Origin of the sequence: Azospirillum formosense, assembly GCF_013340925.1 — a bacterium.
In the GTDB taxonomy this organism is placed as follows: domain Bacteria; phylum Pseudomonadota; class Alphaproteobacteria; order Azospirillales; family Azospirillaceae; genus Azospirillum; species Azospirillum formosense.
The window spans coordinates 1-20,587 of record NZ_WHOR01000043.1; the positions used below are offsets into that span (position 1 = coordinate 1).

The 20,587-nt window shown below is 67.0% G+C and carries 21 protein-coding genes; 3 read left to right on the forward strand and 18 right to left on the reverse strand.

Features of this window, described 5'->3' with window-relative positions; all coding sequences use genetic code 11:
* Positions 1-897, forward strand: an 897-nt coding sequence (locus tag GBZ26_RS08385) for a hydrogenase large subunit (RefSeq protein ID WP_486598844.1), incomplete at its 5' end; no start/stop codon positions are given.
* An 11-nt stretch (positions 898-908) separates the two neighbouring features.
* Entirely contained in the window at positions 909-1,430 is a 522-nt protein-coding gene (locus GBZ26_RS08390; RefSeq protein ID WP_174438450.1) for an NADH-quinone oxidoreductase subunit B family protein, read from the forward strand.
* 9 nt (positions 1,431-1,439) lie between these two features.
* Here the strand turns inward: GBZ26_RS08390 and mazG are convergent, their stop codons facing one another.
* The 18 genes from mazG to GBZ26_RS08480 form a co-directional block, all read right to left on the reverse strand.
* Complete coding sequence (gene mazG, locus GBZ26_RS08395; RefSeq protein WP_174438451.1) at positions 1,440-2,249, reverse strand: nucleoside triphosphate pyrophosphohydrolase; 810 nt, start codon at positions 2,247-2,249, stop codon at positions 1,440-1,442.
* 177 nt (positions 2,250-2,426) lie between these two features.
* Complete coding sequence (locus GBZ26_RS08400) at positions 2,427-2,846, reverse strand: hypothetical protein (protein WP_174438452.1); 420 nt, start codon at positions 2,844-2,846, stop codon at positions 2,427-2,429.
* Positions 2,847-2,918: 72 nt separating this feature from the next.
* Positions 2,919-3,185 (reverse strand): hypothetical protein, encoded by a 267-nt coding sequence (locus GBZ26_RS08405; RefSeq protein ID WP_246653892.1) that lies wholly within the window; start codon positions 3,183-3,185, stop codon positions 2,919-2,921.
* A gap of 133 nt (positions 3,186-3,318) precedes the next feature.
* Entirely contained in the window at positions 3,319-4,131 is an 813-nt protein-coding gene (locus tag GBZ26_RS08410; RefSeq protein ID WP_174438454.1) for an inositol monophosphatase family protein, read from the reverse strand.
* Positions 4,128-4,658 (reverse strand): hypothetical protein, encoded by a 531-nt coding sequence (locus tag GBZ26_RS08415; protein WP_246653891.1) that lies wholly within the window; start codon positions 4,656-4,658, stop codon positions 4,128-4,130. Before GBZ26_RS08415 ends, GBZ26_RS08410 begins: the two co-directional genes overlap by 4 nt.
* A gap of 100 nt (positions 4,659-4,758) precedes the next feature.
* Positions 4,759-5,043 (reverse strand): hypothetical protein, encoded by a 285-nt coding sequence (locus tag GBZ26_RS08420; protein ID WP_035675976.1) that lies wholly within the window; start codon positions 5,041-5,043, stop codon positions 4,759-4,761.
* A gap of 172 nt (positions 5,044-5,215) precedes the next feature.
* Positions 5,216-6,475, reverse strand: a complete 1,260-nt coding sequence (gene hflX, locus GBZ26_RS08425; RefSeq protein ID WP_174438456.1) for a GTPase HflX — start codon at positions 6,473-6,475, stop codon at positions 5,216-5,218.
* Between the two features lie 52 nt (positions 6,476-6,527).
* Positions 6,528-6,776 carry an RNA chaperone Hfq gene (hfq, locus tag GBZ26_RS08430; RefSeq protein WP_035675971.1) on the reverse strand — a complete coding sequence of 83 codons (249 nt, stop codon included), beginning with the start codon at positions 6,774-6,776 and terminating at the stop codon, positions 6,528-6,530.
* Between the two features lie 95 nt (positions 6,777-6,871).
* Positions 6,872-7,570 carry an HAD hydrolase-like protein gene (locus tag GBZ26_RS08435; protein ID WP_174438457.1) on the reverse strand — a complete coding sequence of 233 codons (699 nt, stop codon included), beginning with the start codon at positions 7,568-7,570 and terminating at the stop codon, positions 6,872-6,874.
* Positions 7,567-8,430, reverse strand: a complete 864-nt coding sequence (locus tag GBZ26_RS08440) for a D-amino-acid transaminase (protein WP_174438458.1) — start codon at positions 8,428-8,430, stop codon at positions 7,567-7,569. The genes GBZ26_RS08435 and GBZ26_RS08440 overlap by 4 nt, the downstream gene beginning before the upstream one ends.
* 43 nt (positions 8,431-8,473) lie before the next feature.
* Positions 8,474-9,850, reverse strand: a complete 1,377-nt coding sequence (gene trkA / locus GBZ26_RS08445; protein WP_174438459.1) for a Trk system potassium transporter TrkA — start codon at positions 9,848-9,850, stop codon at positions 8,474-8,476.
* Positions 9,851-10,061: 211 nt separating this feature from the next.
* Positions 10,062-10,370 (reverse strand): hypothetical protein, encoded by a 309-nt coding sequence (locus GBZ26_RS08450; protein ID WP_174438460.1) that lies wholly within the window; start codon positions 10,368-10,370, stop codon positions 10,062-10,064.
* Between the two features lie 360 nt (positions 10,371-10,730).
* Entirely contained in the window at positions 10,731-12,131 is a 1,401-nt protein-coding gene (gene ntrX / locus GBZ26_RS08455; protein ID WP_174438461.1) for a nitrogen assimilation response regulator NtrX, read from the reverse strand.
* Entirely contained in the window at positions 12,121-14,442 is a 2,322-nt protein-coding gene (locus tag GBZ26_RS08460; protein ID WP_174438462.1) for a sensor histidine kinase NtrY-like, read from the reverse strand. The genes ntrX and GBZ26_RS08460 overlap by 11 nt, the downstream gene beginning before the upstream one ends.
* Before the next feature lie 186 nt (positions 14,443-14,628).
* Positions 14,629-16,074, reverse strand: a complete 1,446-nt coding sequence (ntrC, locus tag GBZ26_RS08465) for a nitrogen regulation protein NR(I) (RefSeq protein WP_014197046.1) — start codon at positions 16,072-16,074, stop codon at positions 14,629-14,631.
* Positions 16,071-17,273, reverse strand: a complete 1,203-nt coding sequence (locus GBZ26_RS08470) for a two-component system sensor histidine kinase NtrB (RefSeq protein ID WP_174438463.1) — start codon at positions 17,271-17,273, stop codon at positions 16,071-16,073. Before GBZ26_RS08470 ends, ntrC begins: the two co-directional genes overlap by 4 nt.
* Positions 17,273-18,259, reverse strand: coding sequence for a tRNA dihydrouridine synthase DusB (gene dusB, locus GBZ26_RS08475; protein ID WP_174438464.1), 987 nt, complete (start codon positions 18,257-18,259; stop codon positions 17,273-17,275). The genes GBZ26_RS08470 and dusB overlap by 1 nt, the downstream gene beginning before the upstream one ends.
* Before the next feature lie 124 nt (positions 18,260-18,383).
* A complete protein-coding gene (locus tag GBZ26_RS08480; RefSeq protein ID WP_174438465.1) occupies positions 18,384-19,199 on the reverse strand; it encodes a cytochrome C assembly family protein in 816 nt (271 codons plus the stop codon).
* A gap of 183 nt (positions 19,200-19,382) precedes the next feature.
* Between GBZ26_RS08480 and GBZ26_RS08485 the strand changes: the two genes are divergently transcribed.
* Positions 19,383-20,537 (forward strand): bifunctional 2-C-methyl-D-erythritol 4-phosphate cytidylyltransferase/2-C-methyl-D-erythritol 2,4-cyclodiphosphate synthase, encoded by a 1,155-nt coding sequence (locus GBZ26_RS08485; RefSeq protein WP_174438466.1) that lies wholly within the window; start codon positions 19,383-19,385, stop codon positions 20,535-20,537.
* Positions 20,538-20,587: the final 50 nt, after the last annotated feature.

Consider the following 20,587-nt stretch of genomic DNA (forward strand, 5'->3'; position numbering starts at 1 on the left):
GCGACGGTGGCGCACAGCCTCGCCTTCGCCCGCGCGGTCGAGGCGGCGCTCGGCGTCGAGGTGCCGGCGCGGGCGGTGTGGCTGCGCGCCCTGATGGCGGAGTTGGAGCGGATCGCCAACCATCTGGGCGACATCGGGGCCATCTGCAACGACGCCGCCTTCGCCTTCATGCTGGCCCAGACCAGCCAGTTGCGGGAGCGGGTGCTGCGCACGGCGGACGCCTGCTTCGGGCACCGGCTGATGATGGACCGGGTGATTCCCGGTGGCGTCGCCACTGATTTGCCGGAGCGCGGCGCGGGCCTGTTGCTGGAATTGGTGGCGGAGCTGCGCAAACGCTTCCCGCCGCTGGTCGCCATCTATGACGGCAAGGCGTCCTTGCAGGACCGCACGGTCACCACCGGGTTCGTGTCTGCGGAACTGGTCACCCGCTTCGGCGCCGGCGGTCACGTTGGGCGAGCCTCCGGCCGCGACCAGGACGCCCGCCGCAGCCCTGGCTACGCGCCTTACGACGCGCTGAATTTCGAGGTGCCGGTGCTAACCGAGGGCGACGTGAACGCGCGGGTCTGGGTGCGCATCCGCGAGGTGGAACAGTCCCTGTCGCTGATCGAGCAGATTGTCGCCCGCCTGCCGGTGATTTCGCGCGGCCTGGACCATCCGTCGGTCCCGCTGGAAGCCGGCCGGGGCGGGGAGGGCATGGCCCTGGTCGAATCCTTCCGCGGGGAGATTCTGACCTGGGTGCGGCTGGACGGGGAGGGCGCCGTCGCCCGCTGCCACCCGCGCGACCCGTCCTGGTTCCAGTGGCCGTTGCTGGAGGCGGCCATCGGCGGCAACATCGTCGCCGACTTCCCGCTGTGCAACAAGTCGTTCAACTGTTCCTACGCGGGACACGACCTGTAAGGAGGCCGCCGATGCTGAAGCACATCCTGACCTCCCTGACCGGCGGCCCGGTCACCGAAGCCGCTCCGGCCCCCGCCGATCCGGCGTTGGCGGAACTGGCCGGAAAGCTGGACAAGGCCGCCAAGGCCCGGCTGGGCCGCAGCCTGTCGATCCGCGAGGTCGATGCGGGTTCCTGCAACGGTTGCGAGCTGGAAATCCACGCGCTGAACAACCCGATCTACGATCTGGAACGGTTCGGCATCCGCTTTGTCGCCTCGCCACGGCACGCCGACGTCCTTCTGGTCACCGGCCCGGTCGCCCGCAACATGCGCGAGGCGCTGATCCGCACCTGGGACGCCACGCCCGGCCCGAAATGGCTGGTGGCCTGCGGCGACTGCGCGGTCAGCGGCGGCCTGTTCGCCGGTGGCTACGCCTGCGTCGGTCCGGTGGAGGAGGTGTTGCCGGTGGACCTGCGCATCCCCGGCTGCCCGCCGCGGCCGACCGATCTGCTGGCCGGCCTGCTGGCCTTGCTGGAAACCAGCGCGGCACGGTGAGGGCGGGCGTCAGGACTCCCCGCGTTCCTCGCGCTTGGCCTGCTGCCAAAAGGCTTCCATCTCGTCCAGAGTCGCTTCCTTGGGGGTACGGCCCTGCTCGGACAGCAGCGCCTCGATGCGGTGGAAGCGGCGTTCGAACTTGGCGTTGGTGCCGCGCAGCGCCGATTCCGGCTCGACCTTCAGGCGGCGGGCGAGGTTGACCAGCGCGAAGAGAAGATCGCCCAGCTCGTCGGCCACCCGGTCCGGGGCGGAGCCGCTGTCCATCTCATGGCGGAGTTCGCGGACCTCCTCCTCGATCTTGTCGAGGATGTCACGCGCGTCGGTCCAGTCGAAGCCGACGCGGGCGGCGCGGTTCTGCAGCTTGAGGGCGCGGGTGAGGGCGGGGAGGCCGGAGATGACGCCTTCCAGGGCGGACGGGGCGCGGCCTTCCTCGGCGGCCTTGGCGGCGCGCTCGGCGGCCTTGTGGTCCTCCCAGCGCGAGGTCTGCATGTCGGCGCCCTTCACCTCTTCGGCGCCGAAGACGTGGGGGTGGCGGCGGATCATCTTGTCGGCGATGACGCCGGCGACCTCGTCGAAGTCGAACAGATTCTCCTCGCGGGCCATCTGGCTGTAATAGACCACCTGGAAGAGCAGGTCGCCCAACTCCTCGCGCAGCGCCGGCATGTCGCCTTTCTCGATGGCGTCGGCCACCTCGTAGGCTTCTTCGATCGTGTGCGGCGCGATGGTGGCGTAGGTCTGCACCAGATCCCACGGGCATCCGCCGTTGGGATCGCGCAGGCGGGCCATGACGTCGATCAGGCGGTCGATGTTGCGGGCCATGGGAGTGTCTTCTTAGGCAGCAGGATGGGACGGGACAGCGACCTTAGCCGACCCGTCACAAGGAGAAAAGGAAACACGCCCTGCCGATTCACGAAAATCACATAAGCGAGATTATGGAAAATAAAGTCGAAAGGAAGCGAGGAGGGCGATTTTGGCCGCCCTCCGTTCCCCACTGCTTCAGCCTCCGCGAAACCCCTTCAAGCTTTCAGCGGGAGGCGGCGGTGGGAAATCCGCGTCACGTGCGGCCTGGATCAGCGATTCCACGAAGGACCGGTAAGGATCGCCGGAGGTCTTGGGAACCTCCGCCGGTTCGATCGGCCCGTCATACCCGGTGCCGCTCGGAGCGAGCGCTCCATACTCAGAGTTTTCCAGAGTCGGCGACAGAAAAATCGAATGGGTCGTCGTGTCCGGCTCGCCGACATGACGTTGGGAGGGCTTCAGCGAGAAATTCCCATCGGCGTCCGGCATCGACAGGATCATCACCCCATGCTCCACCGCCTCCTTGTCGCGAGCGTTCTGCCGCGCATCGTTGTCGAAGGCACTTCGTGGATAGACGCTCTCGATGCTCAAGGGATCGTGGATGTTGGCCGTCTGCATGAATCACCCGCCGTTGTTGCGTTGGTCCAACACACATTGGCAATGGCGGGTTCCGAGGGACCGCGGGCCATTTCACTCCATGGAATGCGCGTGCGTGACGGGCCGCGCCTTCCGGCGCTGCGGCGGCGCCACGCTGAGCACCGGCTCGGCGTCAATCGCGCGAACCTCCTCATGCTCCAAAGCAACATCCGTGGTATCGGCGTCTGTGGAGCATCGTGCGGCACCTGAGGCCAGCGTCGTCCCGCCAGCGGGCTGACATTCGGCGATCCGCTCCGCGCAGGCCGTCGGCGCCAGCAATGACGCCACCAACAACACGCGCTTCAGGGCACTGGCCTTCATGGTCGGGCGCTCCGCAAGGCTCACGGCGGCCGTTTCCGGCATCCTGTCACTATAAGGCCGCCGTGCCCGCGGAGTTCCCGCCGAATCCGGTCCCCACCGCAGGACGTGTGCGGTAGTCCGGTGCGCCCCCGCCTTAACCGAACAGATGCCGGTGCATCGCTTCCCAACTCGCGCGGTCGGGGGTCAGCATCACCCCACCGTTGAGGGCGGTCGGACGATAGGGCGAACCGTCGAACAGCGCGCTGTAGCCGCCGGCCTCCGCGTGGAGCAGAACACCCGCCGCGTGATCCCACGGCATCAGGCGATGGTACATGGAGAAATGCGCCCGGCCGTCGAGCAGGCGCAGATACTCCTGCGCGGCGCTGGACAGGCAGACACGCGGGCCGAGGGAACGGCCTCGCTCGTCGAGTTGGCGTCCCAGATCCTCGGCGCAGAAGCGCGTCGACAGGGCCCCGGTCATCTCGGCCAGGGGGGCCGCCGGGGCGACCGTGACGCGCGTGCCGTTCATATAGGCGCCCTGCCCTTTCACCGCCGTGGCGATGCGGCCGTCGCACGGATCGTAGATCCACCCGGCCAGCGTCTCGCCGCGGCAGGCCAAGGCGATGATCACGGCGAAGAGCGGGCGCCCGTTCGCGAAGTTCAGGGTGCCGTCGATCGGGTCGATGATCCAGACCGGCGCGTCGCCGTGGATGCGGTCGAGCAGGGACTTGTCCTCGGAGACGGCCTCCTCCCCCACCACCGTGCTGCCGGGAAGCAGGTCCAGCAGGCGCGGCGTCAGGGCGCGTTCGCCCGCCTCGTCGGCCAGGGTCACGAGATCGGCCGGCCCGGTCTTCTCGCGGATGCCGGCGTTCGCCAGATCGCGGAAATAGGGAAGGATCTCGCTCTCCGCGACCTCGCGGATGATCGCGGAGACGCGGTCGACGTCAGGAATCGGAAAATTCGTCACGGTTTCGGTGCCGTTTTGTTGGATCGGGGGTCGAGTCTCAGAACCGTTCCGCCATCCTTCGGCGGTTCCGGCAGCATGACTTTGCCGTCCAGACCACTGTCTTTCAACGCTTTGACCAGCGCGTCATAGGTGGCCTGATCGGCGGCCGGGTTCGGGGCGGGCGGCGCGCCGGTCAGCGGACCGGGCTCCGGCGGCTTGCGCGGCGCGTTCGGATCGGGCGGGGCCTGCGGCGTGTCGCGCGCTTCCCGCGTCTCCTCCTTGGGCGGCGGCGGGGGCGGACGCCACAGGCGGAAACAGTCGGTGAAGGTGGCCTCCTTGCAGGCCTTCAGCAGCTCTTTAGGATCCGGCGCCACGACCAGAGGGCTGAAGGGGGCGGGCGGAAACTCCGCGGGCTCCGGCGGCAGGGGATCCTCCGGCGCGACGGGCGGCTCCTCCACGAATCCCGGTGGCAACACCCGTTCGGCGGCTGCGGCGGTGCCCACGAAGGCCAGGAACGCCAGGGACAGGAGAGCGATCGGGACGCGCAAGGGAATCCGAAAAAGAAAAGAAGCGGGCCGAGCCGCCATTATGGCGCCCTGCCCGCTGCATAGCCACGGACAAATCCTTGCCCCGGCACACCCGCCTCCGTCAGGAGCGCGGCAGGCTGTCGCTCGGGGTGGCGTGCAGCGCCCAGGCGGCCAGTTCGGACCGCAGGGCGGCAATCTTGCTGCTTTCCGTCGGGTTGGTTTCCTTGCGCCAGGCGTCACTGATGATTTCCAGCAGACGGGCGCGGCCGGCGTTGTCGCGCGACAGCTCCTGGATGCGCAGCACCGCGGCACCGGGCGACAACTGCTCCTGCCGGGCGACCAGGGTCACCTGATCGGCCAGGAAGGCGGTGATCGAAAAGTGTGTTGGATCGGTCTGCAAACGCATAGGCGGGCCTCCTCCCGGGGATAACCCATCGGCTCCCCGGCTCAAATATCGGGGGCGCGTTGGGAAAAGGCTACACCTCGGACGTCGTAGGACGGGGCTGAAATCGGGCGCGTCATGTCGTCGCATGTGCACGAACGAATTATGACGCGCCCGATTCCTTTATGGCGAAAGATCAGCCGTGCAGGAACCGTTTCTCGAAACGCGCCAGATCCGCCGGGTCGATGGCCACTTGGATGTGGGCCTGGACTTCGTCGTCCCGCCGCTCCAGCACCTCACCTTTTGCATAGAGCCACGCGAGCGCCGCCCCGTCCCCCAGCTCGACAGAAAGGTCCACCACATGGCGGTGGGCGTTCATCCGCTGGTCGAGCAGCCGGTCGAGATCCGCGATCCCCGCCCCCGACAGGGCGGACACCGCGACGGCGCGCGGGTTGCGGGCCGTCTGGGCCAGGATCGCCTCGCGGGATTCCTCGTCCAGCGCATCGATCTTGTTCAGCACCTCGATCACGCGGTCGTCGGCGTCCGGGTCGATGCCCATGTCGCTCATGACCTCGTGCACGTCGGCCTTCTGGGCCTCGCTGTCCTGGTGGGAGACGTCGCGGACATGCAGGATGATGTCGGCGGCGTCGACCTCCTCCAGCGTGGCGCGGAAGGCGGCGACCAGGCCGTGCGGCAGGTCCGAGATGAAGCCCACCGTGTCCGACAGGATCACCTTGCGCCCGGACGGCAGGGTCACCTGACGCATCGTCGGGTCCAGCGTGGCGAACAGCAGGTCCTTGGCGAAGACGTCGGCGTTGGCCAGCCGGTTGAACAGCGTCGACTTGCCGGCGTTGGTGTAGCCGACCAGCGCCACCACCGGGTAGGGCACCTTGGCGCGGGCCTTGCGGTGCAGACCGCGGGTGCGGCGGACCTCGTCCAGCTCCTTCTTGATCTTGACGATGCGGTCGCCGATCAGGCGGCGGTCCATCTCAAGCTGGGATTCACCGGGACCGCCGAGGAAGCCGAAGCCGCCGCGCTGGCGTTCCAGGTGGGTCCAGGAGCGGACGAGGCGCGATTTCTGGTAGGTCAGGGCGGCCAGCTCGACCTGGAGCATGCCTTCGCGCGTGCGGGCGCGTGCGCCGAAGATCTCCAGGATCAGACCGGTGCGGTCGATGACCTTGACCTTCAGGGCCTTTTCCAGATTGCGCTGCTGCACCGGCGACAGCGCGTGGTCGAGGATGACGAGGGATGCCTCCGTCTCCTCCACGATCTGGGCAAAATGCTCCACCGTCCCCGACCCGAGAAGGATCGAAGGCTGCGGGCGGTTCACCCGCGCGCATTCGGCGTGCACGACCTCCAGATCGATGGCGCGGGCAAGGCCCACCGCCTCGTCCAGGCAGGATTCGGGATGGCGCAGGACCCCGTCCGCCTCATTGCGGAGGACGGGGTGGACCACGATGGCGCGGCCGGAGGCATCAGGCGTCCGGCCGTTGCCATTGGTCGGAAGATCAGACGTTTTCACCTTCCTTGGGCGGCTCGAAAAGTTGGATCGGATGCGCGGGCATCACGGTGGAGATGGCGTGCTTGTAGACGAGCTGCGAATGCGCATCGCGCCGCAGCAGTACCGAGAAGTTGTCGAACCAGGTGATGATTCCCTGAAGTTTAACACCGTTCACGAGGAACACGGTCACGGGAGTCTTGTTCTTGCGGACGTGGTTTAGGAACACGTCCTGCACATTTTGGCTTTTTTCAGACATTTTATGTCGCCCCCTTCTTCAGTGTTTTTTGGGGCTCCTTGTGGGAAGCCCGCCCCCTGCAGCGATAAGGTTATGGTTGGTCGCAACCGTCTCGACTACTGGTCATCCGATATGGTGTCACCACCGCTGCCCACCAACCCGAACAATGCATGGCACGTGTCGTACCGATGGGCCGGAGGGAAGCGGGTGAAGCCGCTGCCCTCGCCCGCCCCTATTAGCACCGGGACCATTCCCGCGCCATGGGCACATTCCATGTCGATGTCGGCGTCCCCCACGAACCAGACGTCCGGACCCGGCGGAATGTTCGCCGGTTCCAGCGCCATCAGCACCGGCGCGCCGTGCGGCTTGTCGAATTCGGCGTCCTGGGCGCCGACCAGACGGCCGAAATAGCCGGTCCAGCCCAGCGCGTCGGCCTCCGCCCGCAGGAAGCGGCCGGTCTTGTTCGAGACCACCGCCTGATAGATTCCGCGCTCGGCGAAGCCGCGCAGCAGGGATTCCGCGCCCGGCAGGGGCCGGAGATGCTCCAGGTGATGCGCCTCGAAATAGGCGTAGAAGAGGTCGCGCGCGTCGGTCCAGCGCTCCCCGAAGATCCGGGGGAAACTGTCGCGCAGCGACTGCTTGATGCGCTCCCGCGCCTCCTCCTCCGTCCAGGGCGTTTGGCCGAAGGTGACCAGCGCGTGGTTCAGCGCGGCGCGCACGGTGCCCCAGTTGTCGACCAGCGTGTTGTCCCAGTCGTAGAGGACGGCGCGCGGCAGCACGGGCAGGTGGTCGATGACGGCGGCGGCGTCGCTCACGACGGCACCCCGGCGGCCACGTAATCGAGATAGGCCTGACGCAGCGTCCGGGTGACCGGCCCCGGCCTGCCCTCGCCCACCGGCTTGCCGTCGATGCGGGTCACCGGCAGCGCGAAGGTGCCGGCGGAGGACACGAAGGCCTCGCGGGCGGCGAGCGCCTCCTCCACCGTGAAGCTGCGCTCCTCCACCGGGATGCCGCGCTCGCCGGCCAGCCGCAGGAGTGACAGACGCGTGATGCCGTTGAGGATCTTCTGCGACGGGGGGCGTGTCACCAGCACGCCGTCCTGCGTGACGATCCAGGCGTTGGAGGAGGACCCCTCTGTCACCGTGCCGTCCGGATCGATCAGCCACGCCTCGTAGGCGCCCGATTCGGCAGCCTGCTGCTTGGCCAGCACGGGGGCGAGGAGGCCGACCGTCTTGATGTCGCGCCGGCCCCAGCGGATGTCGGGCACGGTGACCACGGCCACGCCCGTCTCAAGCTGCTCCGGCTTGGCGAAGGCGGTGACCCGCTTGACGGTCATCACCAGCGTGGCGGGGATGTCCTCCGGGAACTTGAAGTCGCGCGGGGCGACCCCGCGGGTGACCTGGATGTAAAGCGACCCGTTGCCGACGCCGTTTCGCCGCACCAGCTCGCGAGCGATCATCGTCACGACGCGAGGGGCCGCCGGCCAGTCCATACGCAGCTCCGACAGACTGCGGCCCAGACGCTCCATATGGCCGTCCAGGTCCGCAAAGCGCCCGTCGAGGAGAGTCACCACCTCATAGACGCCGTCGGCGAACTGGAAGCCGCGGTCTTCCACATGGACCGCCGCCTGCCGGTGCGGCAGGTAACGGCCGTTGACGTATGCCCATCGAGCCATGGAGGTTCTTTTTTGTTGGTGCAAAAAACGATACGGGAGGCGATCAGAAGAATTCAAGCCGGACGGCGAACATCTTCTCCACCTTTTTCACCTGCCCGGCGGTGGCCAGGATGATGACGCGGTCCTTCGGTCGGATCACCGTGGCCGGGCGCGGGATGATCACCTCGTCGCCGCGCACGATCGCGCCGACGATGACTCCGGACGGCAGCTTCACCTCCCGCAGCGGCGTGTTCACCACCGCGGAGGTTTCCAGCGCCTCCGCCTCGATGACCTCGGCGAAGCCGTCGCGCAGGCTGTGAACCGCGCGGATGCGGCCGCGCCGGACGTGCTGGAGGATGTTGGACACGGTGATGGCGCGCGGGCTGACCACCGCGTCGATCCCCAGCGGCGACACCAGAGAGGTGTAGGACGCCTTGTTGATCAGCGTGATGGCGCGCTTTGCCCCGTGCCGCTTGGCGAGCAGCGAGGACAGGATGTTGCCCTCGTCGTCGTTGGTCACGGCGACCACCGTCTCGGTGGCGCGTACGTTGGCCTCCTCCAGGATCTCCGGATCCAGCCCGTCGCCGTGCAGCACCATGGTGCGCGACAGGCGCTGCGCCACGAATTGGGCGCGGCTGCGGTTCATCTCGATGATGCGGGCGGTGACGTGGGGGTATTTCGCCTCCAGCTCCTCCGCCAGGCACAGCCCGATGTTGCCGCCGCCCAGGATGATGATGCGGCGGGCCTCGACCTCCTCGTGGCCGAAGGCGGCCATGGCGCGGTTCAGGTGGCGGTTGTCGCAGGCGAAATAGACCTCGTCGCCGGGCAGCATCTGGTCGTCGCCGCCGGGAATGAAGGACCGGTCGTTGCGGATGATCGCCACCACCTCCAGACCGAGGTCGGGAAACAGGCCGGTCAGCTGGCGCAGCGGCGTGTGCAGCACCGGGCAGGTCTCCGTGCACAGCACGCCGACGACGCGGACCTTGCCGTCCGCCAGAGCGATCATGTCGAAGGCGCCCGGCACCTGCAGCCGGCGGGCGATGGCCCGCGCCACCGCGATCTCCGGCGAGATGATGACGTCGATCGGCATGTGGTCGCGGCTGAACAGGTCCGCCCAGATCGGCTTCAGATAGCTCTGGTTGCGCACGCGGGCGATCTTGGTCGGCACCTTGAACAGCGCGTGCGCGACCTCGCAGGCGACCATGTTGATCTCGTCGATCTGGGTGACCGCGATGATCATGTCGGTCTCACCCGCCCCCGCCGCCTCCAGAACGTCGGGGTGGGAGGCGTGGCCGACCATGGCCTGCACGTCGAGCGTGTCGCTGATCCGCTGGATGAGTTCCGGCGAATGGTCGATCACCGTGACGTTGTTGCCCTCGGACGCCAGATAGCGCGCGATGTTCGAGCCGACCTGCCCGGCTCCGCAAACGATGACCTTCACGGCCTTTGCACCCTTCCCCGCCCATTTTCCAGGCACTTAGGACAGGGACCTTATCATCTTGCGGCAGGGCGCACCAACTCTATGTTCGCGAAAGGAAATACGGGGCCAACGTGCAAACGTGGACGGGAAGAAGGGTGACGGATGCGCCCTGCCCCATCACCCCTTTCCCGCCGGTCACCGCGAGACGATGGCCCGTTTGCCGGCCTTGGATTCAGCTGTTGTCGATCGTGTAGTAAAACTGTGTGACAACTCCCTCCGGAGCACCATCCCTGCGGGTATCGAAGTTGAAGTCCTGCGACCGACCGTCGATGTTGACCGAGCCCTGGAAATGGGCTGGCCCGTTGAAATTCACACCGATCAGCAGAAGCTGATTCACGCCAGCCTGAAGGTTGCCGGTCAGCACGACCTGTTCATTGATCGATTCGCCGCCGCCAATGCGGTTGTAAACTTGAGCGCCGTTCAGATAAGCGACAAGTTGGTTGTCGGTGTAATTGACCGTGAGGACAGCTGTGGTCGCCATAACGCGATTCCTCCTCATAAAAAGTAAATTCTGTTTGTTGTTAAGCGCGCCTGCAAAACAATCAATATTCAGGCAACAACCCTCGATCAACGCCAAAAATGTTACTAAATATTTCATGGATTATATAAATACATTGGTATTTATTTGGATTTTTGTAAAACAATATAGTGAATAGGCGAATCCAGAACATTAAAATAAGGCAGCACAATTTCAAATTCACTGAATTACGACGCAACTCGACAAACACTGCTAAAGGAAAAAATAAAAAGCGGGCTCTCAAGCTGTCCATGTTCAGGACATGCTTGAGAAACCCGCTTCGTATAAAATATGGCGCCTTGTGCTTGACGACGATGGACAAGTCTATTCGACGAACAGCTTACCCTTCTCGCTGCCGTGCACGCCGAGCGATTTCAGCTTTCGGTGCAAGGCGGAACGCTCCATCCCCACGAAAGAGGCGGTGCGGGAAATATTGCCGCCGAAGCGCGTCACCTGGGCCAGCAGATACTCGCGCTCGAACACCTCGCGGGCCTCGCGGAGCGGCAGCCCCATGATCTCGCCGCCCTTGTCCCATTTCAGGACGGTGGGAGTGATGGCGCCGATCTCCGGCGGAAGCTGGTCGGCGCGGATCGGCTCCTTGGGATCGCCCTGCGCCATGATGAGCAGCCAATCCACCACGTTGCGGAGCTGGCGCACGTTGCCCGGCCAGTCGTAGGCCTGCAGCGCGGCCATGGCGTCCTCGCCGAAGTCACGGGCCGGCAGTCCGGCGGCCTCGGCGGAGCGCTGCATGAAGTGGCGGGCCAGCAGCGGGATGTCCTCGCGCCGCTCGGCCAGCGACGGCACGCGGATCGGCACGACGGCCAAACGATAGAACAGGTCCTGGCGGAAGCGGCCCTGGTCGATTTCCGCCTGGAGGTCGCGGTTGGAGGTGGCGATGACGCGCACGTCCACTTCGACCCGCTGACCGCCGCCAACCCGCTCGAACACCTGCTCCTGCAGGGCGCGGACGATCTTCCCCTGGGTTTCCAACGGCATGTCGGCAACCTCGTCGAGCAGCAGGGTGCCGCCGTGCGCCTGCTCGAAGGTGCCGATCTTGCGGCCGCCGCCATCCACCCCGGCCTCCGTGCCGAACAACTCCATTTCCAGCCGGTCAGGACGCATGGTGGCACAGTTCAGCCCAACGAACGGACCGCCGGCGCGGCGCGACCGGGCGTGGATCAGCCGGGCCACCACCTCCTTGCCCGAGCCGGCGGGGCCGGTAACGAGAACGCGGCTTCCGGTCGGCGCCACTTTCTCGATGCTCTGGCGTACGTGGTTGACGGCGGTGGACCGGCCGATCAGTTCGACCTCGCCGCCGGCCCGCAGCTTCAGCTCCTCGTTCTCGCGCTTCAGCCGGGCCGCCTCGATGGCGCGATCCACCATCAGCAGCAGCCGGTCGGCCTTGAAGGGCTTCTCGATGAAGTCGTAGGCGCCGATCTTGATCGCCGAGACGGCGGTTTCGATGTTGCCATGGCCGGAGATCATGATGACCGGCAGGTTCCGGTGGTCGCGCATCAGCTGTTCGAGAATCTGAAGTCCGTCGAGCCGACTGCCCTGGAGCCAGATGTCCAGAACCACGAGACTGGGCCGGCGCGCGGAGACCTGGGCGAACGCCTGGTCGGCGTCGGCGGCCTCGCGCGTCTTCATGCCTTCGTCGTTCAGGATGCCGGCGATCAGCATCCGGATGTCCGCTTCGTCGTCGACGATCAGAATGTCATGCGCCATGGGCTGCGTGCCTCTTCTCTTCACCGGTCTCCGCCGGCGTGCCAACGCCGCCGGGGGCGTCGCCCGCGGCCGTGCCGGAGCTGGTGGACGTGTTGGGGATGACCAGCCCGACGCGCGCCCCGCCGCCTTCGCGGTCCTCGAGGGTCAGCACGCCGCCATGGTCCTCCATGATCTTCTTGACGATCGCGAGCCCCAGCCCGGTGCCCTTGGCGCGTGTCGTCACGTAGGGTTCGGTCAGCCGGTCCCGTTCCTCGGTCGGCAGGCCCTTGCCATTGTCCTCGATGATCATGGCGATGCGCTCGGCATCGGCCTCGACCCGGATGGCGACATGGCCGGGCGGCAGTTCCGCGCCCTCGGCGGGCGGCGGGCGCCCTTCGATGGCGTCCGCGGCGTTCTGCAGGAGATTGGTCAGCGCCTGGCTGATCTGGCGACTGTCGCAGGGCACGGTCAGCGGCCCCTGGGGCAACGCCATGTCGAACTTGATCTTCCCGGCGTGCGCGCTGGACTGCAGGAACACCGCCTGCCGGACGAGGTCGTTGAGGTTGCAGGGCTTCATCACCGGCTGCGGCATGCGCGCGAAGGCCGAGAACTCATCCACCATGCGCCGGATGTCGTCCACCTGCCGGACGATGGTGTCCGTGCACATGGTAAAGACCTCGGTGTCGCTGGTGATCTCCTTCAGGTACTTGCGGCGCAGCCGTTCGGCGGAGAGCTGAATCGGAGTCAGCGGATTCTTGATCTCATGGGCGATGCGTCGGGCGACGTCGGCCCAGGCCGCCTTGCGCTGGGCGGAGACCAGTTCGGTGATGTCGTCGAAGGTCACGACGTAGCCGCGGATCTCGCCGCTGCCCCGCCCTTCGGTGGAGATGCGGACGAGCAGCGTCAGCGGCGTCGTGCCGGGGCGGCGGATCTGGATCTGGTCTTGCACCACCCGGCCGGGGCGGCCGGGCGCGTGGTCGAGAAGTTCCCCCATCTCCGGCGACAGTTCGGCCAGCCGCATCCCGATCAGGCTTTCCGCATCCTCGACGCCGAGAAGGCGCGCGGCCGAGAAGTTGGGAAGGGTGATCCGCCCCTCCGCGTCCAATCCGATCACGCCCGCCGACACGCCGCCCAGCACGGTTTCCGTGAAGCGGCGGCGCTCGTCGATCAGGCGGTTGGCCGAGAGAAGCTCATGCCGCTGGCTTTCGATCTCCGTCGTCATGCGGTTGAAGGCACGCGACAGCAGGCCAAGCTCGTCCTCGCCGGGCGGCTCGGTCACCCGGACGGTCAGGTCGCCGGCGCGCACCCGCTCCGCCGCACCGATCAGGGCGCTGATCGGCCGCGCCAGCCGGGTCGCAAAGATCAGCCCCGCCCACACCGCCGCCAGCAGAAGCAGCATGGCCACAACCAGGAAGATCAAGGTGAAGGTGATCTGCAGGCTGCCGCGTTGGCTTTCCAGCGCACCGAACTCCCGCACCGCCCCTTCCGCCGAGGCCATGTGCGAGAGCACGCGCGGCTCGACCATGCGGCCCACATAAAGATAAGTGTCGGCGAAGCGGTCGAGACGGACCAGAGCGCGCACGCGGTCGTCGTTCTCGCTGACGATCATCGCCACCTCGCCGCGGCGGGCGGTGGCGAGCTTGTCGTCGGGGATCGGGTCGAACTCCAGCGCGAAGGTGTAGCCGGACCGCGCAACGATGGCGCCGGTCGTCCCATTGAAGACGATGGCCTCCGACAGGGCGCGCAGCATCGCCTGGGTGGCGACCACCTGCTCGAACCGCTCGGGATCGCTGGCCAGCCGCGCCGCCTCCTGGTTCAGGTCGTTCGCCATGGCGAGCGCGTCCGCGCGGATGTTCTGCTGGTGCTCGTGGAGATAGGCGCTGGCCACCGCCAGCGATTCGTTCACCGCCGTGCGCACCCGCTCGCTGAACCAGGACTGCACGCCGACATAGAAGAAGACCGTCGAGAAGATGGCCATGATGATGGCCGGCGCGACGGCGAGTAGACTGAACACCGCGACCAGCCGCACATGCATCTGCGACCCGGCGAGGCCGCGGCGCCGCCCGATCCACAGATAGACGATCCGCCGCGCGATCAGCACGCCGAGCAGGAGCAAAAGCGCCAGATCGAGGGTCAGCAGCCACGTGACGGTGCGCGGGTTGGTTTCCCCGAAGGGCGCGCTCTCCGTCAGCGCCGTGTAGGTCGCGAAGCCCGCCACCAGAGCCGCCAGCGACAGCGCGAAGGCAAGCCGTTTCGCCAGCCCGACACGGGCTGCCCAACGAAGGAACTGCTGCCAAAGCGGCGTGACGGGTTCAGGGGGTGTGGGCGACATCAATCCAGCGACCAGTCTGTTGCCAGAATGATACACGAGCTGTTGCCGTCCTGCCAAGCGGCAACCCCTCTGCCTTTCGCACAGTCCCTAAGGAGCATCGCGAACGGCAGAGGCGCCAAAGGCCTGTCGCAAAAACAACACGCTGTGGGCTGGAAGCGACGCCGGGCCGAACCGCCCGGCGCCAAGTCACTTCAGCCCACGCACCACCTGGATGTCGAGGTCGCGGATCTTCTTGCGCAATGTGTTGCGGTTGAGCCCGAGGAGCTGCGCCGCCTTGATCTGGTTGCCCCGCGTCGCCGAGAGGCTGAGCGAGATCAGCGGCCGTTCCACCTCGCGCAGCACCCGGTCGTACAGGCCGTTCGACGGCATGCCGTCCTTGTGTGCGGCGAAATAATCCTTGAGGTGGCGCTCCACGGCGGCGGACAGGCCTTCACCCTGCGGTTCCTCCACCGGCTGGGCGGCGGGCGTCGTGTCGGCAAGTTCCGCCTCCACAACGTCGAGCCCGATGACCTCCTGCGAATAGAGCGCGGCGAGGCGGCGGACGAGGTTTTCCAGCTCGCGTACGTTGCCCGGCCAGCGGTAACGCTTCAACCGGTCCATGGCGGGCTGGTCGATGCTCTTCACCGGCAGTCCCTGCGCCGAGCACTGGTTCAGGAAGTGGCGAACCAGAAGCGGCACGTCCTCCGTACGCTCGCGCAGCGGCGGCAGGCGAATGGGGACGACGCACAGGCGGTAGAACAGGTCCTCACGGAACAGGCCCTGGCGGATCAATGTGCGCAGGTCGCGGTGGGTCGCGGCGACGATGCGTACGTCCGTCTTGATCGGCGTACGTCCGCCGACGGTGGTGTACTCGCCTTCCTGGAGCACACGCAGCAGGCGGGTCTGCGCCTCCAGCGGCATGTCGCCGATCTCGTCGAGGAACAGCGTGCCGCCCTGCGCCTGCTCGAACCGGCCGGTCGAGCGGTTGGTCGCTCCGGTGAAGGCGCCCTTCTCGTGACCGAACAGTTCGGACTCGATCAGCTCGCGCGGGATGGCCGCCATGTTGATGGCGACGAAGGGGCCGTTGCGGCGCTTGCCGTAATCGTGCAGCGCGCGGGCCACCAACTCCTTGCCGGTGCCCGACTCGCCGGTGATCGTCACCGTCAGGTCGGTGCCCATCAAACGGGCAAGGACGCGGTAGATCTCCTGCATGGCCGGCGAGCGGCCGATCAGGGGAAGTTGCTCGTCCGCCTCCCCGGCGTCGGCCGGCAGGGCCGCCGGCGGCGTGTTGGAATTCAGGGCCCGCTCGACGACCGAGACCAGTTCCTTGAGGTCGAAGGGCTTGGGCAGATACTCGAAGGCGCCGCGCTCCGCCGCCTTCACGGCGGTGATCAGCGTGTTCTGCGCGCTCATCACGATGATGCGCAGATCGGGCCGGATCTTCTTGATCCGCGGGATCAGGTCCAGCCCGTTCTCGTCGGGCATCACCACGTCGGTGATGATGAGGTCGCCCTGCCCGTCCGCCACCCAGCGCCAAAGCGTGGAGGCGTTGCCGGTGGTGCGCACCTCGTGGCCGAGGCGGGCGAGGGCCTGGGTCAGAACGGTGCGGATGGCGCGGTCGTCGTCCGCAACCAGGATCGTGGCTGCACTCATCCGATGGCCCCTCGGATGCCTCTGGCCGGTGCCGGATCGCCGCTCATCTGCGCTTCATCGAACATGGGTAGCGAGACCTTGAAGACGGTGCGGCGCGGCTGGCTGTCAAACTCGATGACGCCGCCGTGGTCGCCGACGATTTTGGCTACCAATGCAAGCCCCAGGCCAGTTCCGTTGACCTTCGTCGTAATGAACGCATCGAACAGGTTGGAGCGCAGATCGTCGGGTATGCCGTCCCCATTATCCTGAACGGACACCAGCAACGGCAGGTGCAGGCGGGTGTCGCCGCCGGGCAGGGCCATGCGGACGCCGTGCTGATAAGATGTGCTGAGAATGATCTCGCCGCCCGAATCCGGTGCAGCCTCTGCCGCATTTTTAATCAGATTCAGGAAAATCTGGATGAGCTGGTCGCGGTTGCCATAGACCGGCGGCAGGGACGGGTCATAGCGCTCGATGAAGCGGATGTTCCGCGCGAAGCCGCTTTGGGCCACCTTGCGGACATGCTCCAGAACGGTATGGATGTTCACCGCGTCGCGTTCCAGCGGCCGCTGGTCGGAGAAGACCTCCATCCGGTTGACCAGGGCGACGATGCGATCGGCCTCGTCGCAGATCAGCCGGGTCAGCACCCGGTCGGACTCGCTGCAATTCTCTTCCAGGAGCTGCGCGGCGCCGCGGATGCCCGACAGCGGATTCTTCACCTCGTGCCCCAGCATAGACGCCATGGCCGTGACCGAGCGGGCGGCGTTGCGGTGGGTCAGGGAATTGTCGATCTTGCGGGCCAACGTGCGCTCGTTGACCGTCAGCAGCACATGGTCGGCGGGCTCACCCAACGCGGTCACCCGCACGGTAACGTGGTGCGGGCCGATGCGCGGCGTGTCGATGACGACTCCCTCCTGGGAGGCACGATGGCGGCCCTGCTGAACCTGCTCGATCAATTGGCTGACCGGGCTGTTGGGCGGCAGCAGCTCGGCCAGCGGCATGCCCTCCATCATGGCGGCGGACAGGCCGAAGAACTCCTGCGCCTCCAGATTCACGTAGCGGATGTCGCCGGAGCCGTCGACGACGAGGACCGGGTCGGGGAGCGCGTTCAGCATGACGGACGGATCGATGCAGGAGCGGACGGGGCGATAGGAACTGGAAGGCGCACGGGGCCGCGCCGGGCGGCGGGGCAATGGAGCAGCGGCAGATGCACGGGCCATCAGGCAGCCATCCTTTCGATCGCCGGGGCGTAGAAGTCGCGGATGAAACCGCGCACTCGTTCGGGATCGGACATGCGGTTGACTTCCGAGCGGAACTCGGCGGAGTCGCGCAGGCCCGTGGAGTACCAAGAGATGTGCTTGCGGGCGACGCGCAGCCCTCCCTCGACGCCGTAATGGGTCAGCATGGCGTCGTAATGCTCCAGGAGCGTGTCGAGCTGCCGGTCGAGCGGCGGGTCGGGCAACCGTTCGCCGGTGCGGATGTAATGCATCACCTGGGCGGGGAACCAGGGGCGTCCGTAGGCGCCGCGCCCGATCATCACCCCGTCGGCGCCGGACTCGGCGAGCGCGCGGTCCACCGCGTCGAAGGAAGTGATGTCGCCGTTGACCACCACCGGGATCGACACCGCCTCCTTCACGGAGCGGATGAAGGACCAGTCGGCGGTGCCGTTGTAGAACTGCTCGCGGGTGCGGCCGTGGACGGTGACCAGCTTGATCCCGCACTCCTCGGCGATGCGGGCGAGACGGGGGGCGTTCAGGCTGTTGTCGTCCCACCCCTTGCGCATCTTCAGCGTCACCGGAATGGAGACGGCCTTCACCGTGGCCTCCAGGATGCGGGCGGCGAGCGCCTCGTCGCGCATCAGGGAGGAGCCGGCGTGGCCGTTGACCACCTTCTTCACCGGGCAGCCGAAGTTGATGTCGACGATGGCCGCCCCGCGGTCCTCGTTCAGCTTCGCCGCCTCGGCCATCACCTCGGGTTCGCAGCCGGCGAGTTGGACCGCCATGGGGAACTGCTCCGGCTCGCATTCGACCATGCGCAGCGTCTGGCGGTTTTCGCGGATCATCGCTTGGCTTGCGACCATCTCGGAGACGACCAGCCCACAGCCGGACTGCTTCACCAGCCGCCGGAACGGCAGGTCGGTGACGCCGGACATAGGGGCGAGGATCACCGGACCCTCAAGCGAGATGGTGCCGATTTGAATGGCCATGTTCACCTGCCCACATGATGGGCACATTAGCGATATGATGAGAATTTGTGCACGGTAGCACAGCGTTTCGGCATGTTGCAAGTGCACATACCGCGAGCGCCACGGTGGCTGTCATGCGCAACGGCTAGCCGAGCAGGACGTCGGTGACGAACTTGACGCCCGGATAGGCGAGCGTCAGCAGCAGATAGGCGATCAGCACGAGACGCGCCGCCAACCGCCCGCGCACGCCGGTGCGGGCATGGGCCAGCAGCAACCCGCCGATGACGACGAAGCTGGCGACGGATAGAAGCGTCTTGTGGTCGGCGCGCAGCAGCGCGCCGGTTTCGTAATAGAGCACCGCCATTCCCGTGGCGAGACCGGCCCCCAGAACCGTCTCCGACGCGGCGAGCAGATGAAGCTGCATCCGCTCGCTTTCCGCCACCGGCGGCAGGAAGCGTGTCAACGGGGTCGGGCGTTTCGACTTCAGCGCCCGCTCCTGAAGGAAGGCGGCGAGCGACGCCACGGCGGCCATGGTCAGCAGCGCGTAGGTGATGACCGACACGGCAATGTGCAGGTCGATCCAGATGCCGGGCGCCCCACCGCGCAATACCGGCGCCGGGGCCTGCTGGGCCAGTGTCGCGAAGGCGCCGACAGTCAGCAGATAGGGCAGCAGCAGCGGCGACAGGCGCCACGCCGACCGGGTCAGCGCGCTCATCGCCATGAACAGCAGCATGCAGGCGGCGATGGTGATCCACAGCGCGGTGGACAGGCCGGTGTGCCAGCGTCCCGCCACCTGGGTCAACGCCCAGGCCGCCGGCCCGGCGAAGCCCAGCGCCAGGGCGCCCCAGAAATAGGCGGACCGTCCGTCCACCCCCTGCCCCGCGATCCGGTGGTAGGGGTAGATGGACGCCGGCAGCAGCGCCACCAGCGCGGTCAGGCTGTAGACGATGTTCTGCGACATGCGGCGGACCCGTGCCCTTCCCTCTGCGGAAACCCAAAGTCGCTGGTGATCAAGTCTCTGAAGCTCTTGGCGGAACGCCGGTGAGCGGCTAGGCTCCGCTGCGTCCGGCCGCCATGACGTAAGCGTCACGCGGACGGCCCGTCAAGCGCGGATACCATAGCCCAAACGGCACGGATACGTCCCATGTCTTCCTGTATCGCGCTGATCGTCGCCGCCGGAATCGGCCAGCGTTTCGGCGCCGAACAGCCCAAGCAGTATCTCGATCTCGCCGGCCAGCCCGTGCTGCGCCGCACGGTCGAAGCCTTCCGGCGCCACCCCAAGGTGAGCGCGGTGCGCGTCGTCATCAATCCGGCGTTTCGCGATCTCTACGATGCGGCCGTCGCAGGGCTGGATCTGCCCGAGCCGGTGGCCGGCGGGGCGTCCCGCCAGGATTCGGTGCGCAACGGGCTCGAAGCGTTGGCCGAATCGGCGCCGGACCTCGTGTTGATTCACGACGCGGCCCGCCCGTTGATCGACGCCGACACCATCGACGCGGTGATCGCGGCGCTGGACACCCACCCCGCGGCGCTGGCCGCCGTTCCGGTCGCCGACACGCTGAAGCGCGGCGAGGATGGACTGGTGGCCGGCACGGTGGATCGTGACGGCCTGTGGCGCGCCCAGACCCCGCAGGGCTTCCGCTTTCCCGAGATTCTGGCCGCGCACCGCTCCGCCGCCGGGCTGGAGCTGACCGACGACGCGGCGGTCGCCGAACGTGCCGGGCTGCCGGTCGCGCTGGTGCCCGCCAGGGAGGAGAATTTCAAGGTGACCACCCCCGCCGACCTGACCCGCGCCGCCCGCGCGCTCGACAGCGCCCTGTCCGACATTCGCACCGGGTCCGGCTTCGACGTGCACCGCTTCGCCGAGGGTGATCACGTCACGCTCTGCGGCGTGCGGGTTCCGCACACGCACCGGCTGGACGGCCATTCGGACGCCGACGTCGGGTTGCACGCGCTGACCGACGCCATCCTGGGCGCGCTGTGCGCCGGGGACATCGGCAGCCATTTCCCGCCCAGCGACCCGCAATGGCGCGGCGCCGACAGCGCCCTGTTCCTGAAACACGCGGCGGAGCTGGTAACGGCGCGCGGCGGGCGGATCGCCCATGTCGACGTGACGATCATCTGCGAACGCCCGAAGGTCGGCCCGCACCGCGAGGCGATGACCGCGCGTGTTGCCGAGATTCTGGGCATGCCGGTGGACCGGGTCAGCGTGAAGGCGACGACGACGGAGCGGCTGGGCTTCACCGGACGCGGCGAGGGCATCGCGGCGCAGGCGATGGCGACGGTCCGTCTGCCGGGATAACATGAGCCTTCCGTAGCCCTCGCCCAGGACGGGAGAGGGGCTGGTTCTGG

What these genes read in the sequence shown, in the direction of transcription:
- GBZ26_RS08390 (WP_174438450.1), top strand. Translation starts at nt 909, where the DNA reads ATGCTGAAGCACATCCTGACCTCCCTGACCGGCGGCCCGGTCACCGAA.
- mazG (WP_174438451.1), bottom strand. Translation starts at nt 2,249, where the DNA reads ATGGCCCGCAACATCGACCGCCTGATCGACGTCATGGCCCGCCTGCGC.
- GBZ26_RS08400 (WP_174438452.1), bottom strand. Translation starts at nt 2,846, where the DNA reads ATGCAGACGGCCAACATCCACGATCCCTTGAGCATCGAGAGCGTCTAT.
- GBZ26_RS08405 (WP_246653892.1), bottom strand. Translation starts at nt 3,185, where the DNA reads ATGAAGGCCAGTGCCCTGAAGCGCGTGTTGTTGGTGGCGTCATTGCTG.
- GBZ26_RS08420 (WP_035675976.1), bottom strand. Translation starts at nt 5,043, where the DNA reads ATGCGTTTGCAGACCGATCCAACACACTTTTCGATCACCGCCTTCCTG.
- hfq (WP_035675971.1), bottom strand. Translation starts at nt 6,776, where the DNA reads ATGTCTGAAAAAAGCCAAAATGTGCAGGACGTGTTCCTAAACCACGTC.
- GBZ26_RS08440 (WP_174438458.1), bottom strand. Translation starts at nt 8,430, where the DNA reads ATGGCTCGATGGGCATACGTCAACGGCCGTTACCTGCCGCACCGGCAG.
- GBZ26_RS08450 (WP_174438460.1), bottom strand. Translation starts at nt 10,370, where the DNA reads ATGGCGACCACAGCTGTCCTCACGGTCAATTACACCGACAACCAACTT.
- ntrX (WP_174438461.1), bottom strand. Translation starts at nt 12,131, where the DNA reads ATGGCGCATGACATTCTGATCGTCGACGACGAAGCGGACATCCGGATG.
- GBZ26_RS08460 (WP_174438462.1), bottom strand. Translation starts at nt 14,442, where the DNA reads ATGTCGCCCACACCCCCTGAACCCGTCACGCCGCTTTGGCAGCAGTTC.
- ntrC (WP_014197046.1), bottom strand. Translation starts at nt 16,074, where the DNA reads ATGAGTGCAGCCACGATCCTGGTTGCGGACGACGACCGCGCCATCCGC.
- GBZ26_RS08470 (WP_174438463.1), bottom strand. Translation starts at nt 17,273, where the DNA reads ATGGCCCGTGCATCTGCCGCTGCTCCATTGCCCCGCCGCCCGGCGCGG.
- dusB (WP_174438464.1), bottom strand. Translation starts at nt 18,259, where the DNA reads ATGGCCATTCAAATCGGCACCATCTCGCTTGAGGGTCCGGTGATCCTC.
- GBZ26_RS08480 (WP_174438465.1), bottom strand. Translation starts at nt 19,199, where the DNA reads ATGTCGCAGAACATCGTCTACAGCCTGACCGCGCTGGTGGCGCTGCTG.
- GBZ26_RS08485 (WP_174438466.1), top strand. Translation starts at nt 19,383, where the DNA reads ATGTCTTCCTGTATCGCGCTGATCGTCGCCGCCGGAATCGGCCAGCGT.